The sequence below is a fragment of the Pseudomonas parasichuanensis genome, from assembly GCF_021601385.1.
GTDB classification, from domain to species: domain Bacteria; phylum Pseudomonadota; class Gammaproteobacteria; order Pseudomonadales; family Pseudomonadaceae; genus Aquipseudomonas; species Aquipseudomonas parasichuanensis.
In genome coordinates this window covers 1-22,792 of the sequence record NZ_BQHO01000042.1, presented here as the reverse complement: position 1 = coordinate 22,792, position 22,792 = coordinate 1, and the positions used below count along the sequence as shown (strand labels likewise).

General features: G+C 64.9%; 19 protein-coding genes. 17 read left to right on the top strand and 2 right to left on the bottom strand.

Features of this window, described 5'->3' with window-relative positions; translation table 11 throughout:
* Positions 1 to 159 precede the first annotated feature (159 nt).
* The 12 genes from L6D77_RS24275 to L6D77_RS24220 all read left to right on the top strand — a co-directional run bounded on the left by L6D77_RS24275 (position 160) and on the right by L6D77_RS24220 (position 16,855).
* Entirely contained in the window at positions 160 to 1,242 is a 1,083-nt protein-coding gene (locus L6D77_RS24275; RefSeq protein ID WP_232885256.1) for an AI-2E family transporter, read from the top strand.
* Positions 1,243 to 1,289: 47 nt separating this feature from the next.
* The gene (locus L6D77_RS24270) at positions 1,290 to 2,864 is read left to right on the top strand and encodes a mechanosensitive ion channel family protein (protein WP_232885270.1); all 1,575 of its coding nucleotides are present in this window, start codon (positions 1,290 to 1,292) and stop codon (positions 2,862 to 2,864) included.
* Positions 2,865 to 2,912: 48 nt separating this feature from the next.
* Entirely contained in the window at positions 2,913 to 5,198 is a 2,286-nt protein-coding gene (locus L6D77_RS24265; protein WP_232885255.1) for a tetratricopeptide repeat protein, read from the top strand.
* A 75-nt stretch (positions 5,199 to 5,273) separates the two neighbouring features.
* Positions 5,274 to 6,239: an AAA family ATPase gene (locus tag L6D77_RS24260; RefSeq protein WP_232885254.1), complete on the top strand. Its 966-nt coding sequence runs from the start codon at positions 5,274 to 5,276 to the stop codon at positions 6,237 to 6,239.
* A gap of 10 nt (positions 6,240 to 6,249) precedes the next feature.
* Positions 6,250 to 7,188, top strand: coding sequence for a DUF58 domain-containing protein (locus L6D77_RS24255; protein ID WP_232885253.1), 939 nt, complete (start codon positions 6,250 to 6,252; stop codon positions 7,186 to 7,188).
* Positions 7,185 to 7,676, top strand: coding sequence for a DUF4381 domain-containing protein (locus L6D77_RS24250; RefSeq protein ID WP_232885252.1), 492 nt, complete (start codon positions 7,185 to 7,187; stop codon positions 7,674 to 7,676). The genes L6D77_RS24255 and L6D77_RS24250 overlap by 4 nt, the downstream gene beginning before the upstream one ends.
* Positions 7,663 to 8,646, top strand: a complete 984-nt coding sequence (locus L6D77_RS24245) for a vWA domain-containing protein (protein ID WP_232885251.1) — start codon at positions 7,663 to 7,665, stop codon at positions 8,644 to 8,646. Before L6D77_RS24250 ends, L6D77_RS24245 begins: the two co-directional genes overlap by 14 nt.
* A gap of 2 nt (positions 8,647 to 8,648) precedes the next feature.
* Positions 8,649 to 10,247, top strand: a complete 1,599-nt coding sequence (locus tag L6D77_RS24240) for a VWA domain-containing protein (protein ID WP_232885250.1) — start codon at positions 8,649 to 8,651, stop codon at positions 10,245 to 10,247.
* Positions 10,244 to 11,527, top strand: coding sequence for a hypothetical protein (locus L6D77_RS24235; RefSeq protein ID WP_232885249.1), 1,284 nt, complete (start codon positions 10,244 to 10,246; stop codon positions 11,525 to 11,527). The genes L6D77_RS24240 and L6D77_RS24235 overlap by 4 nt, the downstream gene beginning before the upstream one ends.
* A 42-nt stretch (positions 11,528 to 11,569) precedes the next feature.
* The gene (locus tag L6D77_RS24230; RefSeq protein WP_232885248.1) at positions 11,570 to 12,571 is read left to right on the top strand and encodes an HAD family hydrolase; all 1,002 of its coding nucleotides are present in this window, start codon (positions 11,570 to 11,572) and stop codon (positions 12,569 to 12,571) included.
* A gap of 104 nt (positions 12,572 to 12,675) precedes the next feature.
* Positions 12,676 to 14,244 carry an arylsulfatase gene (locus L6D77_RS24225; protein WP_232885247.1) on the top strand — a complete coding sequence of 523 codons (1,569 nt, stop codon included), beginning with the start codon at positions 12,676 to 12,678 and terminating at the stop codon, positions 14,242 to 14,244.
* Positions 14,245 to 14,323: 79 nt separating this feature from the next.
* Entirely contained in the window at positions 14,324 to 16,855 is a 2,532-nt protein-coding gene (locus L6D77_RS24220) for a fused MFS/spermidine synthase (RefSeq protein WP_232885246.1), read from the top strand.
* On the opposite strand, the gene L6D77_RS24215 is transcribed toward L6D77_RS24220, so the two are convergent.
* Both L6D77_RS24215 and L6D77_RS24210 read right to left on the bottom strand, forming a co-directional pair.
* Positions 16,856 to 18,142 carry an OmpP1/FadL family transporter gene (locus L6D77_RS24215; protein ID WP_232885245.1) on the bottom strand — a complete coding sequence of 429 codons (1,287 nt, stop codon included), beginning with the start codon at positions 18,140 to 18,142 and terminating at the stop codon, positions 16,856 to 16,858.
* Between the two features lie 142 nt (positions 18,143 to 18,284).
* Positions 18,285 to 18,455: a hypothetical protein gene (locus L6D77_RS24210; RefSeq protein ID WP_232885244.1), complete on the bottom strand. Its 171-nt coding sequence runs from the start codon at positions 18,453 to 18,455 to the stop codon at positions 18,285 to 18,287.
* Between the two features lie 394 nt (positions 18,456 to 18,849).
* Between L6D77_RS24210 and L6D77_RS24205 the strand changes: the two genes are divergently transcribed.
* The 5 genes from L6D77_RS24205 (at position 18,850) to L6D77_RS24185 (ending at position 22,153) form a co-directional block, all read left to right on the top strand.
* Positions 18,850 to 19,467: a dTMP kinase gene (locus L6D77_RS24205; protein WP_232885243.1), complete on the top strand. Its 618-nt coding sequence runs from the start codon at positions 18,850 to 18,852 to the stop codon at positions 19,465 to 19,467.
* A gap of 232 nt (positions 19,468 to 19,699) precedes the next feature.
* Complete coding sequence (copC, locus tag L6D77_RS24200; RefSeq protein ID WP_232885242.1) at positions 19,700 to 20,083, top strand: copper homeostasis periplasmic binding protein CopC; 384 nt, start codon at positions 19,700 to 19,702, stop codon at positions 20,081 to 20,083.
* Positions 20,084 to 20,086: 3 nt separating this feature from the next.
* Entirely contained in the window at positions 20,087 to 21,025 is a 939-nt protein-coding gene (copD, locus tag L6D77_RS24195; RefSeq protein ID WP_232885241.1) for a copper homeostasis membrane protein CopD, read from the top strand.
* Positions 21,026 to 21,077: 52 nt separating this feature from the next.
* A complete protein-coding gene (locus L6D77_RS24190; RefSeq protein ID WP_232885240.1) occupies positions 21,078 to 21,500 on the top strand; it encodes a PA0061/PA0062 family lipoprotein in 423 nt (140 codons plus the stop codon).
* An 86-nt stretch (positions 21,501 to 21,586) separates the two neighbouring features.
* The gene (locus tag L6D77_RS24185; RefSeq protein ID WP_232885269.1) at positions 21,587 to 22,153 is read left to right on the top strand and encodes an isochorismatase family protein; all 567 of its coding nucleotides are present in this window, start codon (positions 21,587 to 21,589) and stop codon (positions 22,151 to 22,153) included.
* Positions 22,154 to 22,792 lie beyond the last annotated feature (639 nt).

The following is a 22,792-nucleotide window of genomic DNA, read 5'->3' as shown; positions in this document are numbered from 1 at the left end:
TGGCGCGGATGATACCGGATTGCTATGTCAGTGCATTGATCTGACGCCAGTGTTCGCGATTTATCGTGCGATCTGTCGCCGTTTGCGACTTGCCCGTGCCGTACTAGTCTGCTGTTACCTGTGGCTGGCGTTGACCGGCCACTGACCAGGAGGTAGCCCATGTTGCCTTTGCCTAACGAGCTCAAGCTGTCCCGGGCCTTGCTGGACGTGCTGATACGCGCAGGCCTGGTGGCCGCGCTGGTGGTCACCTGCTTTGCGGTGTTCCGCCCGTTTCTGAGCCTGATGCTCTGGGCGGTGATCCTGGCCATCACCTTCTACCCGCTGCACGGCCGGTTATGCGCCAGGCTGGGCTTGAAGAGCGGGCATGCGGCGAGCCTGATCATCCTGGTCACGCTGCTGATCCTGATGGTGCCGATCTACCTGCTGGGCGATTCCATCGCCGCCTCGGTGCATGCGGCCATGGAGCTGTTCAAGAGCGGGGCCTGGCATGTGCCGCAGGCCAACCCGGCAGTGGCCACCTGGCCGCTGGTGGGGCCGCCGTTGTACGGTTTCTGGCAGCAGGCGGCCACCGATGCCACCAGCCTGATCCAGAGCGTCACCCCGCACCTCAAGGGCATCGGCATGGTGGTGCTGGGCAAGCTGGCCGGGGTCGGCACCGGCTTCTTGCTGTTCATCGGCGCGCTGATCCTGTCGGGCGTGGTCATGGCCTACGGGGAAAACGGTGAGCGCAGCGCGGTACAGATCGGCACGCGCATCTCCGGCGCCGAACGCGGCCCGTTGATCGCCGAACTGTGCACCGCGACCATTCGCGCGGTGGCGCAAGGCGTAGTCGGCATCGCCTTCATCCAGATGCTGCTGGTAGGGCTGGGCTTCGTCCTGATGGGCATCCCCGGTGCTGGCCTGCTGGCGATCCTGGTGTTGCTGCTGGGCATCATGCAACTGCCGGTGTTGCTGATCACCCTGCCGGTGGTGGCCTTTGTGTTCTTCACCGAAGGTGCCAGTGTGGGCGCCGTGGTGTTTGCCGTGTACAGCGTGCTGGCCGGTATGGTCGACAACGTGCTCAAACCCCTGCTGCTGGGGCGCGGGGTGAATGTGCCGATGCCCGTGGTGCTGATCGGTGCGCTGGGGGGCATGGTTGCAGAAGGCATCATCGGGCTGTTCATCGGCCCGGTGATCCTGGCCATCGGCTACATGCTGTTCTGGCAGTGGGTGGAGCAAGGCCCAGCAACAGGTGATGAATGATCAGGCGAGGGCAGGGCCTCATCGCAGGCCTGTGCTGTTTGACGGTGATGCTGATCAGCCTGGGTAGCCAGGCCATCGAGCAAGCCAGCGTGACGGTGGCCGAACCTGCCGAGCTCAAGGTCGCCAACCGCAGCATCATGGTGTTCCACGCCACCTTGCTCGGCGAAGCGCCTGCTGCGCGGGCCCGGCGCGCCGAGGCGGTGATCAACGAACGGCTGGATGAGGGCCTGGCCAGCACGGTCAGCCTGGACACCGTCCAGGACAGTTTCCTGGTGCTGCTGGGTGACCGCCGGGCCTTCATCGTCTCGCCCAAGGACCTGGTCGGCACCGACCTCGACACCCGGCAGGGCGCCGAGGCCGCCGCGCAACGCCTGCGCCAGGTGGTCGATGAGGCGCAGCAGGCCCGCAGCCCGCGTTTTCTGCTGACCGCCGCCGGGCTGAGCGCCGCCGCCACGCTGGTGTACATCCTGTTGGTCAAGCTCTGCGTCTGGCTGCACCACAAGGCCTTGTCGTGGCTGCCCAAGCGCGTGCGCAAACACGCCAGTGCCTTGCGCATCGGCCACACGCAACTGGTCGACTCCAGCAACCTGTACCCGCTGTTGCGCCGGCTGCTGGCCCTGGTGCGCTGGACCCTGGTGCTGCTGTTGACCTACGAATGGCTGAGTTTCGTGCTGCAGCGCTTCCCCTATACCCGGCCCTGGGGCGAAAGCCTGAACCTGTACCTGCTAGGGCTGCTGCGCCATGTGCTGACGGGCATCGTCGATGCCATCCCGGGGCTGCTGATCGCCTTGCTGATTTTCTTCATCGCCCGTGGCATCAGCGCCTTCAGCAAGCGCCTGCTCGAACGCCTGGCGCGGCCGGGCTCGATCAACTGGCTGACCCAGGAAACCCTGCAACCCACCACCCGGCTGACCGCGCTGGCGATCTGGCTGTTCGCCCTGGCCATGGCCTATCCGTACCTGCCGGGCGCCGACACCGAAGCATTCAAGGGGTTGTCGGTGCTGATCGGCCTGATGATCTCGCTGGGCGCCACCAGTGTGGTCGGCCAGGCCGCCGCCGGGCTGATCCTCACCTATACCCGCACCCTGCGGCCCGGTGAGTACGTGCGTATTGGCGAGCATGAGGGCACCGTCAGCGAGCTGGGCATGTTCACCACCACCATCCGCACCGGGCTGGGCGAGGTGCTGACGCTGCCCAACTCGATGATCACCGGGGCGGTGACCAAGAACTACTCGCGGGTGGTGCAGGGCCAGGGCTATGTGGTCGACACCACGGTCACCATCGGCTACGACACGCCCTGGCGCCAGGTCGAGGCCATGTTGCTGGAAGCCGCGCGGCGCACCGAGGGGGTGCTCGACACACCCCGCCCGCAAGTGTTCCAGACCGCTTTGTCAGACTTCTACCCCGAGTACCGCCTGGTGGCCCAGGCCGTGCCCAGCGAGCCCCGACCACGGGCCGAGTTGCTGACCCTGCTGCACGCCAATATCCAGGATGTGTTCAACGAGTTCGGCGTGCAGATCATGTCGCCGCACTACCTGGGCGACCCTGCGCAGGACAAGGTGGTGCCCAAGGCGCAGTGGTACAGCGCGCCGGCGACCAGGCCCGACGAGGCGGATGACTGAAGGAAGCGGTTTGCGAAGGGCGGCTGGACCTGATGATGGAGCTGGGCGATGGGATGGCTGGCAGAAAGACTGAGAGGGGGCGTGCTACTGTTGGCCTTGCTTGTCACCGGCAGCGCCGCAGCTGGCCAGTTGCCGGCGGCCGCCAAGGACCGCGAAGGCTACGCAACGCCCGAGAGTTGCCAGGGCTGCCATGCCGAGCAGGCCGGCCAGTGGCAACATTCGGACCATGCCTGGGCGCTGCGTGAGGCCAAGGCGGGCAATGTACTGGGCAACTTCGATGACGTGCGCTTCGACCAGGACGGGGTCAAGGCGCGGTTCTACCGCAAGGGCGATGGCTATTACGTCAACATCGAGGGCGAGGACGGCAAGCCCGCGGACCTGCGCATCCTCTACACCTTCGGCCACCAGCCACTGCAGCAATACCTGGTGGCGCTGTCCCGGGGGCGCCTGCAGGCCCTGACCCTTGCCTGGGACAGCCGGCCCCCGGCCCAGGGCGGGCAACGCTGGTTCTCCCTTTACCCCGGCCAGCGCTTCACACCTGACGACCCGCTGCATTGGACCGGCCGTTACCAGAACTGGAACGCCATGTGCGCCGACTGCCATTCCACCCGGCTGCTCAAGCACTACGACGACCAACAGGACAGCTTCGCCAGCACCTGGCAGGAGCCGACCGTGGGCTGCCAGGGCTGCCATGGCCCCGGCCAGGCGCATGTTGACTGGGCCAGGGCAGAAACCGCGGGTAGTCAGCCGGGTAAAGGGTTGGTCGTCGACTTCAAGGCGCTCGGCAGCAAGGGCCAGGTCGAGCAGTGCGCCTTTTGCCACAGCCGCCGGCAAACCCTGGGCAACGGCCAGACGCCTGGTCATCCGCAGCTTGACCAGAGCCTGCCGGTCACCCTGCGCAGCGGCCTGTACCACGGTGACGGGCAGATCGATGGCGAAGTGTACGAGTTCGGCTCGTTCACCCAGAGCCGGATGTACGCCGCCGGCGTTGGCTGCACCGATTGCCACAATCCCCACACCACAAAGGTGCGCATCGAAGGCAACGGCCTGTGCCTGCAATGCCACAACACCCAACCCAACACTGCACGCTTCGCCGGCTTGCAGGCCAAGGACTACGACAGCCCGGCGCACCACCATCACGCCGCAGGCTCGCCTGGCGCGCAGTGCGTGAGCTGTCATATGCCGAGCAAGACCTACATGGTGGTCGACCCGCGCCGTGACCACAGCCTGCGCATCCCGCGCCCGGACCTCGCCGCCCAGACCGCCAGCCCGGACGCCTGTACTGCCTGCCACACCGACCGCGCGCCGGCCTGGGCCGCCAGCGCCATCGGCCAGTGGTACGCCACACCGAAACGACCGGCCCATTACGGGCAGGCGCTGCAAGGCGTGCGCGAAGACCCGGGCACCGCCATGAGCCGCCTGGGCTACCTGCTGGCCGACAAGGTCAACCCGGCCATCGTGCGTGCTACCGCCGCCGACCAGCTGGCAGACCTGGGCCCAGGTACTGTCAGCAACCTGCGCTGGGCCCTGCAGGACGCCGACCCGTTGATCCGCGCCTATGCCGTGGCAGGGTTCACCAGCCTGCCCGCCGAGGAGCGGCTCAAGCCCTTGCTGCCGCTGCTCGCCGACCCGAGCCTGGCGGTGCGTGATGAAACCGTGCGGGCCATGGCCGATATGGCGCCGTCGCAACTGCCCGAAGCCGATCAGGCCACCTTCAAGGCGCTACTGGCCGACTACGAACAGCGCCTGCGCGGCAACGCCGACCTGCCGGGCGGGCGCTTGAACCTGGCGGTGCTGCTGTCCCGCCAGGGGCGTGACGAGGAGGCCATGGCGCAGTACCGACAGGCGTTGCGCATGGACCCGTATTTCGTCCCGGCGCGGGTCAACCTGGTGACCCTGGCCAGCGCCGCCAACCGCCCCGCAGAAGCCGAAACGCTGCTGCGCGAGGGGGCGGCACTGGACAAGATGCCGCCGACCGACCGCGGCAACCTGGCGTACATGCTGGCCCTGCTGCTGGTCGAGCACGGCCGCAACGAGGAGGGCCTGGACTGGATGGCCCAAGCCGCCACGGCGCTGCCGGGCAATGCGCGCATCCGCTACAACCAGGGCCTGCTGCTGTCGCGCCTGAACCGCCGCGACGAGGCGCTACGGGCACTGCGCGAGGGCCTTGAGCAGTCGCCGGACGACGCCGACCTGCTGTACTCGTTGATCTACCTGCATGCCCTGGCAGGCGAGCGCGACCAGGCCTTCGGCTATGTGCAGCGCATGCGCCAGACGGCGCCGGAGGATCCGCGCCTGCAGGCCATCGAGCCCTACTGGCGGCAAGCGCAGTAAATGTGTCGCAATCTTGCGTCAGCGGGCATGGCAACTACAGTTGCTTGACCGCAAACGAGCACAGGGAGCGGGCATGTGGACACTCATGAGCAGGTAAAAGCGCTGCAAGCGTCGGTCGCCGAGCAGGTGCTCGGCCAGGCCGACACCATCCACCAGGTGATCCTGGCGCTGCTCGCCAACGGCCATGTGCTGCTGGAAAGCTTGCCGGGGTTGGCCAAGACCCGCACGGTCAAGGCCCTGGCCAGCCACCTGGACGCGCAGATGCGGCGCATCCAGTTCACCCCCGACCTGCTGCCCTCGGACATCACCGGTGGCGAGATCCTGCAGCAGACTGCCGAAGGCAACCGCATAAGCTTCCAGCCCGGGCCGCTGTTCGGCAACGTGATCCTCGCCGACGAAATCAACCGCGCGCCGGCCAAGGTGCAGGCGGCGTTGCTCGAAGCCATGGAAGAGCGGCAGATCACCGTGGCCGGCCAGTGCTACCCGATGCCCGGCCTGTTCATGGTGCTGGCGACCCAGAACCCCATCGAGCAGGAGGGCACCTACCCGTTGCCCGAGGCGCAGATGGACCGCTTCCTGATGAAGCTGCAACTCGATTACCCCGCGCCCGCCGACGAGGCCCAGGTGTTGCGCCTGGTGCGCGCCGAGGACCAGGCCAGCGCCGGGGACCCCGTGCGCCTGGCCCAGGACGTGATTTTTGCGGCGCGCCGGGAAGTGGCCAAGGTGCACGTGGCGCCCGCGATCGACAACTACCTGGTGGCCCTGGTCAACGCCACGCGCCACCCGGCTGAACTCGACGCCGAGCTGGGGCGCTGGATCAGCATCGGCGCCAGCCCGCGCGGTAGCATCAGCCTGGACCGGGTGGCGCGTGCGCATGCCTGGCTCAGCGGGCAGGATTTTGTTTCGCCGGACGATGTGCGCGCCGCCGTGCACCCGGTGTTGCGCCATCGCCTGCAACTGTCCTACGACGCCATCACCGATGGGGTAGGGGCCGACCAGGTGATCGACCGGCTGTTGGACAAGGTCGCCATACCGGCCTGAGGGTGCCGCCATGCCCACCGCCGACGGCTTCGTCTACGCCTCGTTGGCCGAGTTGATGGCCCTGGAGCCGCGTGCCCGGGGCCTGAGCTTCGTCGCCCGGCAGCCGCTGTCGAGCATCTTGTCCGGCAACCACGCCTCACGCCTGCGGGGCCGCGGGCTGAGCTTCGACGAACTGCGCCACTACGCGCCCGGTGACGATCTGCGCCACCTCGACTGGCGCGCCTCGCTACGTTTCGGTAAGCCCTTCGTGCGTACCTTCAATGAGGAACGGGACCGGCCGACCCTATTGCTGGTAGACCAGCGCATGAGCATGTTTTTCGGTTCGCAACGCTACTTCAAGTCGGCGACCGCCGCGCAGCTGGCGGCAGTGTGCGCCTGGATGGCGTTGCAGGCCGGTGACCGCGTGGGGGCCATGGTGCTCGGCGAGGCCGGCGTCGAGCACCTGCGCCCGCTACGCAGTCGCGCCCGGGTGCAAGCGGTGTGCGCTGCGGTGGTACGGGCCAATCACGGTTTGTCGGCCCATGGCCAGGCCGTGGCCGACGACAGGCGCCTGGACGCGTTGCTGCGCACGTGCATCGGCGCCGCCGGGCACGATCACCTGGTGTGCGTGATCAGCGACTTCGCCGGGGTCGGCGAACAGACCCTGGCGCTGCTGCGCCAGTTGCGCCAGCACAACGATGTAATTGCACTGCAGGTGTATGACCCCATCGCCCTGCAATTGCCGGACAAGGGCCGGCTCACCGTGACCCAGGGCGCCGTGCAGGTGGAAATGGACATAGGGCGCAGCCAGGTCCGCCGGCCACTGGGCGAGTACCTCGCCGGGCGCCTGCGCGAAGTCTCCGAGCTGCTGCGGCGCAGCCAGGTGCCGTTGCTGATGATCAGTACCGGCGAAGACAGCCTGGAGCAACTGCGCAAGGAACTCGGGCGGCTGGCGGAGCAGGCGCGATGAGGGCGCCTGCGATCGACCAGCTACAGGAACTGGCGCCCGGCGCGCCACCGTTCAGCTACCTGCCGCACACCTGGGCCTGGGCGGTGTTGCTGGCGCTGCTGCTGGTGGGCCTGCTCATCTGGGCGGCGCTGCGTTGGCGGCGTTGGCAGCGCGATCGCTACCGACGCGAGGCCTTGCTGCGCCTGGACCAGCTGGTCGCGGCTAAGGCCGACGAACGCCTGGCGGCCTTGCGCGAACTGCCCGAACTGCTCAAGCGGGTGGCCCTGTCGATGCCCGGTGCACCTGCCGTCGCCGGGCTCGGCGGCCAGGCCTGGCAGGCGTTTCTGAGCGCCCACGCCCGGCAGCCGTTGCCGGCCAGCTTTGCCACGCAGCTACAGCAGCTGGCCTATGCCCCGGACGCACAGCTTGCCGCGCTGGACGAAGCCTGCGTGCAACGGCTGTTTGCGGCCAGCCGCCAGTGGATCGAGGCGCACCATGTGGCGCTTTGACTACCCCTGGGTGTTCCTGCTGCTGCCGCTGGTGTGGCTTGCCTACCGCTGGCTCAGGCCTTACCACGAAGCCCGCAGCGCGTTGCGGGTGCCGTTCTTCGCAGCCATGCGCCAGGCGCTCGGCCAACGACCCGGCAGTGGCAGCACCAACGCCGGTGGCTGGCAGGTGCTGCTCAATGGGCTGGCATGGGTGTTGCTGCTGGTCGCTTGTGCGCGCCCGGTACTGGTTGAACAGCCCATCCGCCAGGTGCAACCCAGCCGTGACCTGATGTTGGCCATCGACATTTCCCAATCCATGCAGGCCACCGACTACAGCAGCGCCGACGGCCAGCGCAGTGACCGTTTGACCGCTGTGAAGGTGGTGGTGCGCGATTTCATCGCCCAGCGCGAGGGCGACCGCATTGGCCTGATCCTGTTCGGCAGCGGCGCTTACCCCCAGGCGCCGCTGACCCTCGACCATACCAGCCTGCAGCTGTTGCTGGACGAGGCCGGGGTGGGCATGGCCGGACCCAACACGGCCCTGGGCGACGCCATCGGCCTGACCATCAAGTTGCTGGCAGCGGCCAAGGAGCAGGAAAAGGTGCTGATCCTGCTAACCGACGGCAACGACACCGGCAGTGCCATCACCCCTGAGCATGCCGCGCGGCTGGCCCGTGAGCACGGCATCGTGGTGCATGCCATCGGCATCGGCGACCCGGCGGCCACCGGCGAGGACAAGGTCGACCTGCACACCTTGCAGGTGATTGCGCAGACCACCGGCGGGCGGTTCTTCCGCGCCGATGACCGCGCGTCGCTGCAACAGGTGTATGCCACGCTCGACCAGATCACCCCGCATAACGTCACCACCCTCAGCCACCAACCGCGGCGCGACCTGTTCGTCTGGCCGCTGGGCGCAGCGTTGGTGGTGCTGCTGCTCGGCCAGGGCCTGGCGCTGCTGGGCGCCCGAGTGGCTGTGGCCAAAGAGCCCTGAGCATGGACATCGACCTCAGTGCCTTGCACTTCTTGCGCCCCTGGTGGCTGTTGCTGGTACTGCCAGGTCTCGGCCTGCCGCTGCTATGGCAGCGCCGGCGTGACCTCAAGCGGCAACTGCGCGGCATCATCGCCCCGCACCTGGTCGAGCACCTGCTGATCCGACCGCGCGACGACCGCCGCCTGCGCCCGGTGCACCTGCTGGCAGCGTTGCTGGTGGTCGGCGCGCTGGCAGCGGCCGGGCCGACCTGGCAGCAGGACATTCCGGCGTTTCTCGACAACCGCGCGCCGCTGATCCTGGCCGTGGACCTGTCGTCCTCGATGGACGCCGACGATGTCCCCCCCAGCCGCCTGGGCGCAGCGCGGCACACCCTGCATGACCTGGTGCAACGCCGGGCCGGGGCCCGTACCGCGCTGATCGCCTATGCCGGCAGTGCCCACCTGGTGCTGCCGGCCACTGACGATCCGGCCTTGCTCGACACCTTCATCCAGGCCCTGGCCACCGACCTGATCGCCCAGCCCGGCAAGGACGTGCTGGGCGTGGTGGCCATCGCCAGACGGCTGCTCGACGCCGAGCACAGCCCCGGCACCCTGGTGCTGCTGACCGATGGCGCCGACCCCGCGCAGTTCGATGCCCTCGGCAAAGCCCTGGCCGATAGCGACCTGCAGGTGCTGGTGCTGGCGGTGGGCAGCCAGGACACCGGGGTGCTGCACGATGCCAAGGGCATGCCGCGCCTCGATGCCGGGGGCAATGCCGTGCAGGGCCGTTTCGACAAGCAGGGCCTGCAAGGCCTGGCCGACGCCGCCGATGCGCCGTTGGGCAGCCTGACCCTGAACGACGACGACCTGGACTGGATCGAACTGCACGCTCGCCAGCACTATCAGGCCGTGACGGGCGACAGCGCCACGCTGCACTGGAAGGATGCCGGCTACTGGCTGTGCTGGCCATTGCTGTTGCTGGCCCTGTGGGGCGTGCGCAGAGGGTGGCGGGTGAACTGGCTGGCCGGCCTTGCGCTGCTGGGTGTGTTGGGCGCCGCCCCCGGGCAGGTGAGGGCGGGCGAGTTGGCCGATGTTTTTTTCACCGCTGACCAGCAGGGCCGCTGGGCCTTCGAGCAGGGGCACTACGCCCAGGCCGCCGAGCATTTCCATGACCCTTACTGGAAGGGCGTAGCGGCCTATGAAGCGTCGGACTACAAGGCTGCACTGGCCAGCCTGGCACCACTGGACAGTGCGCCGGCGTACTTCTATCAAGGCAACAGCCATGTGCGGCTGTTCCAGTTTGCCCAGGCGATTGCCGCCTACCGGCAGGCGCTGCGGTTGCAACCGGCATTCCCCGAAGCGGTCGCCAACCTGGCGCTGGCCCAGGCCCTGCTCAAGGACTATCAGGACCAACAGCAGAACACCACCGGCGAGAAGCCCGACAAGGTGATCGAAGACCAGGCCCCGCTCCAGGGTGGCAAGACGCAACAGCAGCACACCGCCAAGGCCGCCTCCGACCAGTTGTGGCTGGACAACCTGGCCACCTCGCCGGGGCAGTTCCTCAAGCGCAAGTTCCAGATCCAGCAGGCGGCGCGCCGGCCGGGCGAGGAGGGCACGCCATGAAGCATTTTCTGATCTTGTGGTTGCTGTGCCTGCCGGTGCTGGCAGCCGACCCCGAGGTGCGCATTGCACAGCGCCTGGTGCCGGAGGGCGCGATCATGCCCGGCGGCACTGTCAGCCTGGAGATCGACCTGCTGGTCGATACCTGGTTCACCGATGCGCCGGTACTGCCGGCGCTCGACCTGCCGGGTGCTGTGGTCAGCCCACCCACTGGCGAGGCCCAGCACCTGAACCAGGACATCGACGGCAAGCGCTTTTTCGGCCTGCGCTACACGTACCGCATCACCCCACAGGCGGCCCGGCACTTCGACATTCCGGCCCTGGCGTTCCGGGTGCAGCCGGGGCCCGCCAGCGGGCCGGTCACGGTCAGCAGCCAGCCACTGGCGTTCGAGGCCAAGGGCGCCGGTGGCAGCCCTGACAGCGCCGAGCCGGTGGCCGCGCAGTTGACCTTCACCCAGCAGGTGGAGCGCTCGCATACGCCACTGCGGGCGGGCGACAGCGTGACCCGGCGCTTGCGCATCGTTGCCCCCGGGGCGCAGGCGATGCTGTTGCACGCCCCCGTGCTGACCGAGGTCGCCGGGCTCAAGCGCTACGTGCAGACGCCGGGGGTCAGACCGTTGAGCGATGGCCGCGGCGGCACCTTGGGTGGTGAGCGTGAGGATACGGTGACCTATGTGATTGGCGCTGCGGGGCGCTATCAATTGCCTGAGATCGCTTATCAGTGGCGTGATGCGACGAGCGGCGAGGTACAGCAGGCGAAGGTGCCGGCTGTAACGCTGGAGGCCACCGCGGGCGCGTATCAGGCGCCGTTTTCCATCAGCGAGGACCTGCGGGCCATGGGGCATCAGGCCCGGCTTCGTCTCGGTGGGCACGGGTTGCTGATGGTGGCAGCGGTGCTTGGCGCAGGTGCTCTGGGCTGGGGCCTGCGCGCCCGCTGGCAGGCGCTTTGGCAGCGCTTGCAGCGTTGGCAAGCCCGCCGCCATCAAGCCTGGCTCGACTCGCCGGCCTATGCCTGGCGCCAGGCCCGGGCACAATGTGCGGCGCAGCCACTGAAGCTGGATGCGCTGTACCTGTGGGTGCGCCGCACCAGTGGCCAGCCCGGATTGCTGTGTGGACGGGCGCAAATTCCCGACACAATAAAGAATCGTTTGCTAGCCTCTTTCAGGTCCCGTTTCGGGGTATCGGCGGCGCCTGAACAAGCGCCGATTGCCTTGCCGCGCACACCACCTGCGCAGCCTCCGAGCGAACCACAGCGCAGCGGTCTGAAGCCTCTCAACCGCTGAACCGGACTCACTGCGCCATCCGCCCTTGGCAAGGAGCTCCACATGCAGCCGCGCCCAGCCGCCCATGCCCTGCGCAGCGTGCTCTGCCTGTTGCTGTTGCTGCCATGCCTCGTGCTGGCCGCAGAGCCTTTGCCGTCCTGGCGCGACGGCCCCTCGCGCCAGGCCATCGTGGCGTTCGTCGAGGCCGTCACCGATCAAGGCGGCAAGGACTATGTGGCGCCCGCCGAGCGAATCGCCGTGTTCGACAACGACGGCACCCTGTGGAGCGAGCAACCGCTGTACTTCGAAGTGCTGTTCTCCATGGACGAGGTGCGGCGCCTGGCGCCTGAGCATCCGCAATGGAAAACCCAGCAGCCGTTCAAGGCGGTGCTGGACAACGACCACAAGGCGCTGGCGGAGCAGGGCATGGACGGGCTGCTCAAGATCGTCGCCGCCACCCATTCAGGCATCAGCACCGAGCAATTCCTGGCACGCAGCCGTAGCTGGCTGGCCAGCGCCAAACACCCCAAGACCGGCAGGCCCTACACCGAGATGGTGTTCCAGCCAATGTTGGAGTTGCTCGGCTACCTGCGTGACAACGGTTTTCGCACCTACATCGTCTCGGGCGGCGAGGTGGCGTTCATGCGCGCCTTTGCCGAAGAGGTCTACGGCATTCCCCCCGAGCAGGTGATCGGCACCACCCTGGCCGCCGAGTACCAGGACAAGGACGGCCAACTGAGCATCCAGCGCCTGCCCAAGCTGCTGCACAACGACGACGGCCCGGGCAAGCCGGTGAGCATCGAGGGTGTGATCGGCCGGCGGCCGGTGCTGGCCTTCGGCAACTCCGACGGCGACCTGCAGATGCTGCAGTGGACCCTGGCCGGGCCGGGCCGGCGATTTGCCGGGCTGGTGCATCACACCGATGCCAAACGCGAATGGGCGTATGACCGTCAGAGCAGTGTAGGGCGCCTGGACAAGGCGCTGGATATCGCCAACCGGCAGGGTTGGACCGTGGTGGACATGGCCCGCGACTGGCGCCGTGTCTATCCCTTCGACAAGGAGTAAATGCCACACCGGAACCGCAGGGCACTGGGTCCCAGCCAGCAGTCGGAATCCTTCGTGCACGCAGTCGCGGACTTGCGACAGCAACGTGAACGGAGAGCAACTTCATGAAGTCCAGAAGAACGTGGTTGTCGGCGGTCGCGCTCGCGACCTCGGCAACCTTGAGCGCCGGTATGGCCGGCGCGGCGGACAAACCGAACATCCTGGTGATCTTCGGCGACGACGTTGGTCAGACCAACATCAGCGTCTATGGCAAGGGCGTGGTCGGCTACCAGACACCGAACATCGACCGCATCGCCAAGGAAGGCATGATGTTCACCGACTATTACGCGGAAAACAGCTGCACGGCCGGACGTTCCTCGTTCATCACTGGGCAGACCGTGTTGCGCACCGGCTTGTCGAAAGTGGGCATGCCTGGCGTGCCGGTGGGCCTGCAGGCACGTGACGTGACCATTGCCCAGGCCCTGAAGGCCCATGGTTACGCCACCGGCCAGTTCGGCAAGAACCACCTGGGCGACCGTGATGAATACCTCCCCACCAACCATGGTTTCGACGAGTTTTTTGGCAACCTCTACCACCTCAATGCCGAGGAAGAGCCGGAGCGACCGCGCTGGCCGAAGGATGACACCGAGTTCACCAAGGCCACGTCACCTCGCGGGGTGATCAAGTCCAGCGCCGACGGCAAGATCGAGGACACCGGTGCGCTGACCAGGAAGCGCATGGAAACCATCGACGACGAAACCACCCAGGCTGCGATCAATTTCATCGAGAAACAGGCCAAGGCCGACAAGCCGTTCTTCGTCTGGATGAACACAACACGTATGCACGCCTTCACCCATGTGCGTGAATCGATGAGGGGCCAGGCCGGGATGATCGACAACGAATATGCCGACGGCATGCTTGAGCACGACGGCGATGTCGGCAAGTTGCTCAAGGCCCTCGACGACCTGAAGATCACCGACAACACCATCGTCGTCTACACCACCGACAACGGGCCGAACCAGTGGTCCTGGCCGGATGCGGCGACCACGCCGTTCCGCAACGAGAAAAACTCCAACTGGGAGGGTGCCTACCGCGTACCCGCCATGATCCGCTGGCCGGGCAAGATCAAGCCCGACACCGTGAGCATCCAGATGATCTCGGGGCTGGACTGGTTCCCCACGTTGTTGGCGGCTGCTGGCGACACGGATATCAAAGATCGCCTGCTCAAGGGCGCCGACGTCGGCGGCAAGAACTTCAAGGTGCACCTGGACGGCTACAACCAGCTTGACTACATCACTGGCAAGGCCGACAAGGGCCCGCGCGACGAGTTCTACTACTTCAACGACGATGCCGAGCTGGTGGGCATGCGCTTCAAGGACTTGAAGGTGGTGTACTGCGAACAGCGCGCGCCTGGTGGCTTGCAGGTCTGGAGCGAGCCGTTCGTCTGCTTGCGTGTGCCGAAACTGTTTGATCTGCGCCAGGACCCGTACGAGCGTGCCGACATTGTTTCCGACCAGTATTACGACTGGCTGACGAAAAACGACTACTTGGTGTTCCAGGCCACGCAGAAAGCCGCCAAGTTCCTGCAAACCTTCGTGGAGTATCCACCGAGCCAACGGCCTGCAAGCTTCAGCATCGACCAGGTACGCAAGGATGTGGACAAGAAGATCGAAGAGAAGATGAAAGGCAATTGACCCTCTGAAACGCGTCCGTCGGCAGGCGGACGTCGAGGTTCGGTTCAGCGCGAGGCGCGACCTCGCTAAGGCAGTGATGATGGTTTCACCCGCAAGGCCGAGCCTGCCCACCGCCGGCTGCGACACCGTTGCAACAGCGGGCTTGGCCCTGCGCTTGCCCGCTGCCTTGTTGCTGCTGTCCGGCGGCGCGGCGCTGGTTTACCAGGTGCTGTGGATCAAGCAGCTGTCGCTGGTGGTCGGTGTGGAGGTGCACGCCGTGACCACCGGTATCAGCGCCTTTTTCGCAGGCCTGGCCCTGGGCGGCTGGTTGTTCGGGCGTTGGGCCGACCAGCTGGCTCGGCCGGTACGCTTGTATGCGTTGCTGGAGGTGGCGGTCGCGGTGCTCGGGGTGGCCAGTACATTCGCCCTGGGGGCGTCGGCCGGGTGGTTCGCCCGGATGGAGGCCAGTATCGGCTGGCTGGCCTGGTGGCTGCCATTTGCCCTGGTGGGTTTACCGGCATTGTTGATGGGCGGCACGCTGCCGGTGCTGGTGCGCGCGCTGGCCCCCGCACCTGGGCAACAAGCCCAGGCCAGCGGGCGGCTGTACGCCGCCAATACCGTTGGGGCCATCGCCGGCACGCTGCTTGGCGCCTTTGTACTGCTGCCCCACCTGGGGGTGACTGGCAGCTCCCTGGCCGCCGCCTCGATGAACCTTTTGGCAGGGGTGGTTGCCTGGATCGTGCGGCGCAACGACCTGTTACCGCGCTGTGCGCAGGCAACTGAGCGGGCACCTAAGTCCACCCAGGCGCGCCTGGCAATTGCCTTGTACTGCCTCGCTGGCGGTGTGGCGTTGGGTTACGAGGTGGTGTGGAGCCAGTCGATCGTGCAGTTCATGAGTACCCGCGCCTATGCCTTTGCGCTGGTGCTGGCCACCTACCTGTGCGGCCTGGCGGCCGGCAGTGCGCTGTATGCCAGGCGGGCCGACCGTTTGCGCGACCCCTGGGGGCTGTTCGCGATGTTGATTGCCGGTGCCGGGCTGTTGGCACTGCTGCAACTCGCCGGGCTCGGGCGCTGGCTGGTGCTGGCCCAGACCCAGGCCGAGCTGCTGGTGCTGCAGGCCACCGGTAATGAGCTGGCCGGTATGTGCGCACGCTTTGCGGTGGCGGCCTTGAGCATGGTGTTCCTGCCCACTGTGCTGCTGGGCGCGGCGTTCCCGCTGGCGGTGCGTTTGGCGGTGGATGGCCGGCGGGTAGGCCGGGATGTCGGCACGGTGGTGGCGCTCAATACTTTGGGCGGCATTGTGGGCGTGGGGCTGACCGGCTTCGTGCTGATCCCGGCTGTGGGGCTGGTGCGCACCCTGGCCCTGCTGGCCGGCCTGGCGGCGTTGGTGGGGCTGATCGCGGTATGGCGCGGCAATGCCGTGGGGCGCCGAGCCAAGGCCATGGTACTGATGATGGCGCTGGCCAGCCTCGCGGTGGGCGTGCTGACGCCGGCGCAACGCCTGGCCGAACTGCTGCCTGGCGCACGTAACGGCCAGCTGAGTTTTTACCGGGAAGGCAAGGGCGGCACCGTCGCAGTGGTGAATCAGACCCGCCAGGGGCAGGGCTTCAGCCGCCTGTACATTCAAGGCGTGTCCAATACCGGCGATGCCATGCCTTCGCTGCGCTACATGCGTTTACAGGCGCTGCTGCCGTTGCTGATCCATGCCGGTGAACCGCGTTCGGCCCTGGTGATCGGCTTTGGTACCGGGATCACCGCCGGGGCGATGCTGCGCTACCCGGGCCTGCAGCGCCCGGTGGTGGCCGAACTGTTGCCCGAGGTGCTGGCCGCCGCGCCGCTGTTCAAGGGCAACTACGATGCCGTGCACGACCCACGCCTGGACATCCGCCTGCGCGATGGCCGCCGCGAGCTGTTGCGCAGCGACGAGCATTACGACCTGGTCACGCTGGAACCGCCACCGCCCTCGGCGGCCGGTGTGGTCAACCTGTATTCGCGCGATTTCTATCAGCTGGCCGCCAACCGCCTGCAACCGGGTGGCCTGGTGGCGCAGTGGCTGCCGTTGCCGACCCAGAACGACGAAGACACCCGCGCGCTGGTGCGCAGTTTCATCGACGTGTTCCCCCATGCATCGCTGTGGACCACGGAATTTCACGAGATGCTGTTGATCGGTTCCTTGCAACCCCTGCACCTTGACGTGCCACGGATCATCCAGCGGTTTTCCGAGCCCTCCGTGGCCTCGGCACTGGCCGAGGTCGGTGTCGACTCGCCCCAGGCGCTGTTGGCCACCTGGATCACCGACCGGGCAGGGTTGGCCCGTTATGCCGGCAACGCACCGGCGGTGACCGATGACCAGCCGCGCATCGAGTACGCACCGTGGGTCCGGCCACGGGAGATCACCCGCGTGCTACCGGCCTTGCTGGCGCTGCGCCAGGCACCGCCGCTGCAGGGTGCCGCCCCGGGCTTTGCCGGGGCGGTGAACGATCAGTGGCAGACCTTGCAGCGCTTCTACAGCCTGAGCCTGCACGCCTACAACGGTAACCGCCAGGCCTGGGCGCGCGAGGCTGGGGCGCTGGTGCGCAGTGACGGTGGCAACCCCTATTTTCGCTGGTTCCTTGGCAGCCCCTCGCCCTGATCAGAAGCGCCAGGTGGCGCCACCGCCGACGATGTGCAGGGCGGCGTTGCGGTAGCTGCCGGAGAGGCTGTCGCCCGAGCGGGCCTTGGTCTGCTCGACGTCCATGTCGCCCATCCAGATCAGGGTGTAGGCCAGGTGCAGGTCCAGGCCGTCGCGCAGCTGGTAGTTGACGCCCGTGGCCAGGCGCCAGGTGGCGCCCATGGGGTTGTCGACGGTACGGTCGCTGTCGTCCACCGCCGAACTGTCGTAGCCGACCCCGGCGCTCCAGCGCAGGCGCGGGGTGGCCTGGTACTGGGTGCCCAGCGAGAGGTGCCAGGTGTCCTTGTACTTGCGATCGACGCTACGGCTGACATTGCCGGCGGCATCGCTGTCCACCTCCACGCCGATATCGCCGAATTCGCTCCAGTCCTGCCAGCCGAGGCTGGCCAACAGTTTCCACTGCGGGTCCAGGTCATGGGCAATGCTCAGCAGCACGGTCTGCGGCACGTTCATGTCCAGTTCCAGTTCACTCACGTCCAGGCGGCGCAAGGCAATATTGAGCAAGGGGTTGCTGACGTCGGTCACGTGAGGATTGTCCTTGAACTCAAGCTTCACCTTGCTGGTGTAGGCCAGGCCCAGCTGGGTGGCGGGGGACAGGCGATAGTGCAGGCCCAGGTTCACGCCCACGCCGACGTCGGTGTCCTGGTATTCCAGCTGGCCGTCCGGGCGGTCGGCCAGTCCCAACAGGTTGTTGTCGATGGCCATCTCGGTGCGGTAGTAGCCGTAGAGGATGCGCGGGCCGATGCCCAGCGACAGGTCGTCGGTGAGCTTGTAGGCGAGGGTGGGCTGGAACGACACACCGATTACTGCCGCTTCCTGGGTGAAATAGCGGCCGGCCCAGTCATCGTCGTAGTCCAGCGCCAGGCCGAAGTTGCCGTACATGCCGAAGCCAAGGGTCGCGCGCTCGTCGAGCTGGTGACTGACGAACAGGCTGGCACCGGGCAGGTACTGCAGCGCGTTGCCGCCTTCGTTGCCGTCAAACGGGTTGGCGCTGTCACGCGAGAAGCGGACGCTGCCGAGGATGACCTGGGCGTTGGCGCTGACCTGGGTGCCCTTGAGCTGGGTGATGGCAGCGGGGTTGCTCATCAACACACTGGGGTCGCTGGCCAGCGCCGCGGCGCCGGCATTGGCCAGGCCGTTGCCTTCCTGGCCGGTTTCGTAGATGAGGATGCCACCGGCCAGGGCGGTGCCGGTGGTGGCGGTGGTGCAGCACAGGGTGAGCAGGGGCAGTAACCGACGTCGTCTCATGGTCGTGGTCCTGACGGGCTGGGGACGGAGTCGAGGGCACTGCCTGAGCAACCTGCCTGATGCTGTTGCGCCCGCCCTGACGTATCCAGCCTAGACGGCGTTGCTGCAATCCGCCGATGCCATGCGCTCGGCGGTTCGAGGATTACGCCATGAACCCAGGCTCTTGAGGCTCTTCTTGCTGGCTGTCTTGCTGGACATTGTGGTAGACGGCAGCAGCGCAGAGGGCCACCAGCCCCACGCTGGCAATCACGATATCGCCCAGCAGCGTGCCAGCGACCAGGATCAATAAACTGAGGCGGCAAAACATCACCATGACAGCCCTCCATGGCGGTTGGGTTCGAATAGGGCCACCAACATAGCGCGCAGGGCGCTTTGATGCAGCGGGCATATCTGCAAACAACGTCTGCAAAACAGCATTCACTGCCGGTATAGCTGTTATGCCCACAGGGTTTAGCAGCCTTTGGCCGTGCGCTTTGGTACCGGTGCGCTCTTCCTGCACGCCTGGCTACAGGTTCCCCTTCGCTGGCAAAGCCTGCGAAACAATCGATTTCTTGAAGGTCTACCCGCAGTTCGGTCGCTGCAGGCCCAGGGGTGTTCCGTGGCGCGGTGGCGTCGGAGCTGGTGGGGCAGGGGATCTTGGCCGGGCATATGCTGTGAGCGCGCAGGTACACTGGCGCAAATACCATCTAACTATCGTTATGTGACGCATGAACCGACCGCTATTCGTTTCTCTGGATGGGCCCAAGGGCACCGGCAAAACCACGCTGCTGGAGGCCGCTACCAAAGCACTGAGGGCCGAAGGCCACAAAGTGATCCGCCTTTGCGAGAAGAAAAGCGATCCCTTCCGCGGTGAAACGATGGCCTTGGTCAACAGGCTCGTCAGGCATCCCAGCCGGGAGCTGGAGTTGCAGGTTTGCGCGCGCCTGGCGGATAGCCGGGCCTGGATTTCGCAGCACGTGCTGCCCAAGCAACCGCAAGGCAGCATCATCCTGATTGATCGCTGGTACCCGTCCGATGCCGCGTTTCGCCGGTCTGTGCCGGTTGCCGAGATTTTGCGGTTGAACCTGGAGCGCAACGTAAGGGTGCCGGACCTGCATGTCGGGGTTGTCACCGATCCCGAGGTTTCCTGGGCGAGGGCGGCGGCCCGCACCCGCGGGCTGGGCAGTACAGTGATTCATAAGCTGGAAGAGCAAGTTGCCTGCACCCAGGCGTTCGAGCGGGCGGTCGTGGATCACGGCTGGGTGTTGTGTCGTAACGAAGGCGCGATCGAAGCGGCGACAACACAGGTAGTTGCCGAGATCCGTGGCCTACTAGAACGCCAGTAAATTACGTATCGTTACTTGCATAAGTATGTACTTGATATGAATGGCGACTGGCAATCTGCCCGGAGCGCTGATACCCACGACCATCGGCGCTAGATCCGTTTCAAGCTGACTGAAATGTAATCGCACGTTGCTTGCGCCTGTGACATCGTGCACCTGCATTGTGCTTTCACGGGCACGATATTCACTCCCTAAAAAAACTCGAACTGACAGCGCTTGCTGTGAGGAGCCTTGCATGCCTTTCTATAAAGCTACCGCTGTAACACTTGCGCTGACCGCCGGGTTGTTCCTGAGCGCCGTTGCCCAGGCACACCCGAAGCTCCTTTCATCCACGCCAGCGGAAGGTGCGGATGGCATGGCGCCTTCGTCCATCCAACTGCATTTTTCCGAGCAACTTACAGCCCAATTCTCGGGCGCAAAACTGATCATGACCGACATGCCAGGGATGCCAAATTCACCCATGGGTGTACAGGCAGCCGTCGCGGCGGGCGGTGATCCGAAGACTATGATCATCACGCCGGCAGCGCCCTTGACCACGGGCACTTACAAAGTCGAATGGCGCGCTGTTTCTTCGGACACCCACCCGATTACCGGCAGTTTTTCCTTCAAAGTGAAATGATCCATGGGCGACTCGCTGACTATCGCGGTTCGTTTCGCGCTTTATCTCGACTTGATGATGTTATTTGGCTTGGCGCTTTTTGGCTTGTATGGCCTCAGGGGGAAGGAGAGGGCGTCGGGCACGGTATTGCGCTTTGAATCGCTGCTGTACGCCACGTCGCTCTTGGGTATAGCGCTGTCCCTGGTCGCACTGGGTCTTCTTGCGAAATCCATGAGTGGTGTGTCGGGGTTCATGGAGCTGCATCACCACTTTTTCCAGATGATCCTGACGGGCACTCATGTCGGCCTGAGCTGGCTTGTACGCATTGCCGCACTGTTTATAGCGATTGTGGGCATCTCGCAGTACAGACGCTCTGCAACCGTCAGCCTGTGGGTCGTCACTGCGTCTGCAGCCATTGCGCTGGCAAGCCTGGCGTGGACCGGCCACGGGGCGATGGGTGAGGGGAGTCGTGGCTATTGGCAGCTCATCAGCGATGTTTTCCATCTGCTGGCAGCGGGTGCCTGGCTAGGGGCGCTGGCAGCGTTCGCTTTGTTGCTTCGCATCCAATCACTGAAAGGCGAACATGAGGCGCGCATTCTTGCCCGTGTATTGACTGGCTTTGAATCGGTCGGCGCCGTGATCGTGGTCGTCATTGGCCTCACTGGTGTAATCAATTACCTCTTTATCGTTGGCCCACGCATCGATGGCGTCGTGCTCAGTACCTATGGTGCGTTACTGTTTTTGAAGATCCTGTTGTTTGGCGTAATGATCGCGCTGGCGACCCTCAATCGTTTTCATTTGAGCCCGCTGCTGGAGCGTTCGGTTCGAAATGGCGAGTATTCGGTTGCAGTGAATGCCTTGCGTCGAAGCCTGGTATTCGAGCTTTCTATGGCCATCGTCATTATTGCCCTGGTTGCTTGGCTGGGCACTTTGAGCCCCGACGTGGAAATGAGCGCAGTATAGAAATGGCTGTATAACGCTATGCTGATCCTATGGCCTCGTTGAGGTGCTAATCATGCGCAGGATGATCTTACTCGTCGCAGCCAGTGTTATAGCGGGCTGCCAGACCCCGATGCCAGCCGCCAACCCAGAGATGGCCTGGGTTGATTTGTCGATACCGTTTCCCAACGACAGAGTGTTGCTGGCGGAGCGCCTGGACAAGCAACACCTCGAAGATGGGCGTTTTTTCCAGGTGACTCCCGGCAGGCACGAATTGGTCGTGAAATTCGACTATGAAACCAGCGGCGGTGGCGGCATGAGCATGATGGGCGGGCCTTCGGTACGCGAATGCTACCTGACCGTCGATTACGGCCAGTTCACAGCGGGGCAACGCTATGTGCTCGAGGCGCGTTCGATTGCCTTGAACCCGGAGGCGCGGCTGTATGACGGTGCAGGGAAAGTCGTTGCAGAGGTCAGTGAGTTCTATTGCCTGATGTGATCATCAGCGATGGGGTTTGGGCATTGCTGGTAGAACGTCGTTACAGCACACTCGACCTGATCGCCACTCAAAGGAAATTGATTCGGATGAAGGACCAATCCAGCCCTGTGCCACTTGTGATTCTTGACGTACAGGATGCCATTGACCGCCCGAACTGGGATGGCAAAAGCAACCCTGGGTATCTGGCAGTGATCCAGCGACTGCTCGCGCTCTGGCGGTCAAATGGCTGGCCTGTTGTGCACGTAAAGCACGATGAACGGACGCCCACATCCAGCTATTACGCTCATGGCCCTTGGAATGGCATCAAGCAAGAGGTTGCGCCGATCGAGGGCGAAGCGGTCATTATCAAACAGGAAAACTGCGCATTTATTGGGACTGAACTGGACGCCACGCTTGGCAAGATGCGGGCAAAACGTTTGGTGCTGACCGGAGTTGTCATTCATAACAGCATGGACGCCACAGTGCGTGCAGGAAAGGCGCTGGGGTACAGCATTATTCTTCCGTCAGATGCCACGACAGCCGTGCCCGTCGTTGGGCCGAATGGAAAGCGCTGGGACGCTAAAACTGTTCATGAACTGACCTTGGCGATACTCGGTGATGAATATGCCGATGTCATGTTGTCGGACGAAGTGGTCGCGCAGGTCACGCTGTGAAACCTGGTATCGGCTTGCACGAAAATCATGGAGCAGGGAGCTGACAACAGTTGGGCGTCAGCTTCAGAAATACACCATTTAACATAATATGCATTATGCGCAGATTCATATAAATCCATGGCCCCGGTTACCGCCACAACCGAAGCCACAGCACCACGATTTTTACTGTGCCAGCGCTTTGCTCACCGCATTCACGAACACTGCTTGTTCGTCATACAGCGAACTCGGCGTCTCAGCGTTCTCCCAGGTCGACCACTGCACCATCACCAGGTGTTCGGCAGGATTGATCGCGATCGACTGGCCGTAGATGCCCAGTGCCCAGAATGTCTTGTCGCTGTTGGCGGTCTGTTTGGGTTCTGCGTTGGCATCGGCTGCCGGCGCGTTGTACCACCATTGATAACCGTACTGACCGTTCGGGGCTGCTGCAGTGACCGAACCTTTGGCTTGGGTCCAATGTGTCGAGCGTGCAATCCAGTCATCCGGCAGCAGCTTCTCGCCATTGGCCAGTTGTCCTGTTGCCGCTGACCGAAAACTGACCCAGTAGAGGCTGTTCTGCCGACTGAAAACTGACCCAGGTGTTCAACTGCTTCTGCTCAATTTTTGAGCAGGAGAACACAGGGTGATCAGTATGGAAATGAT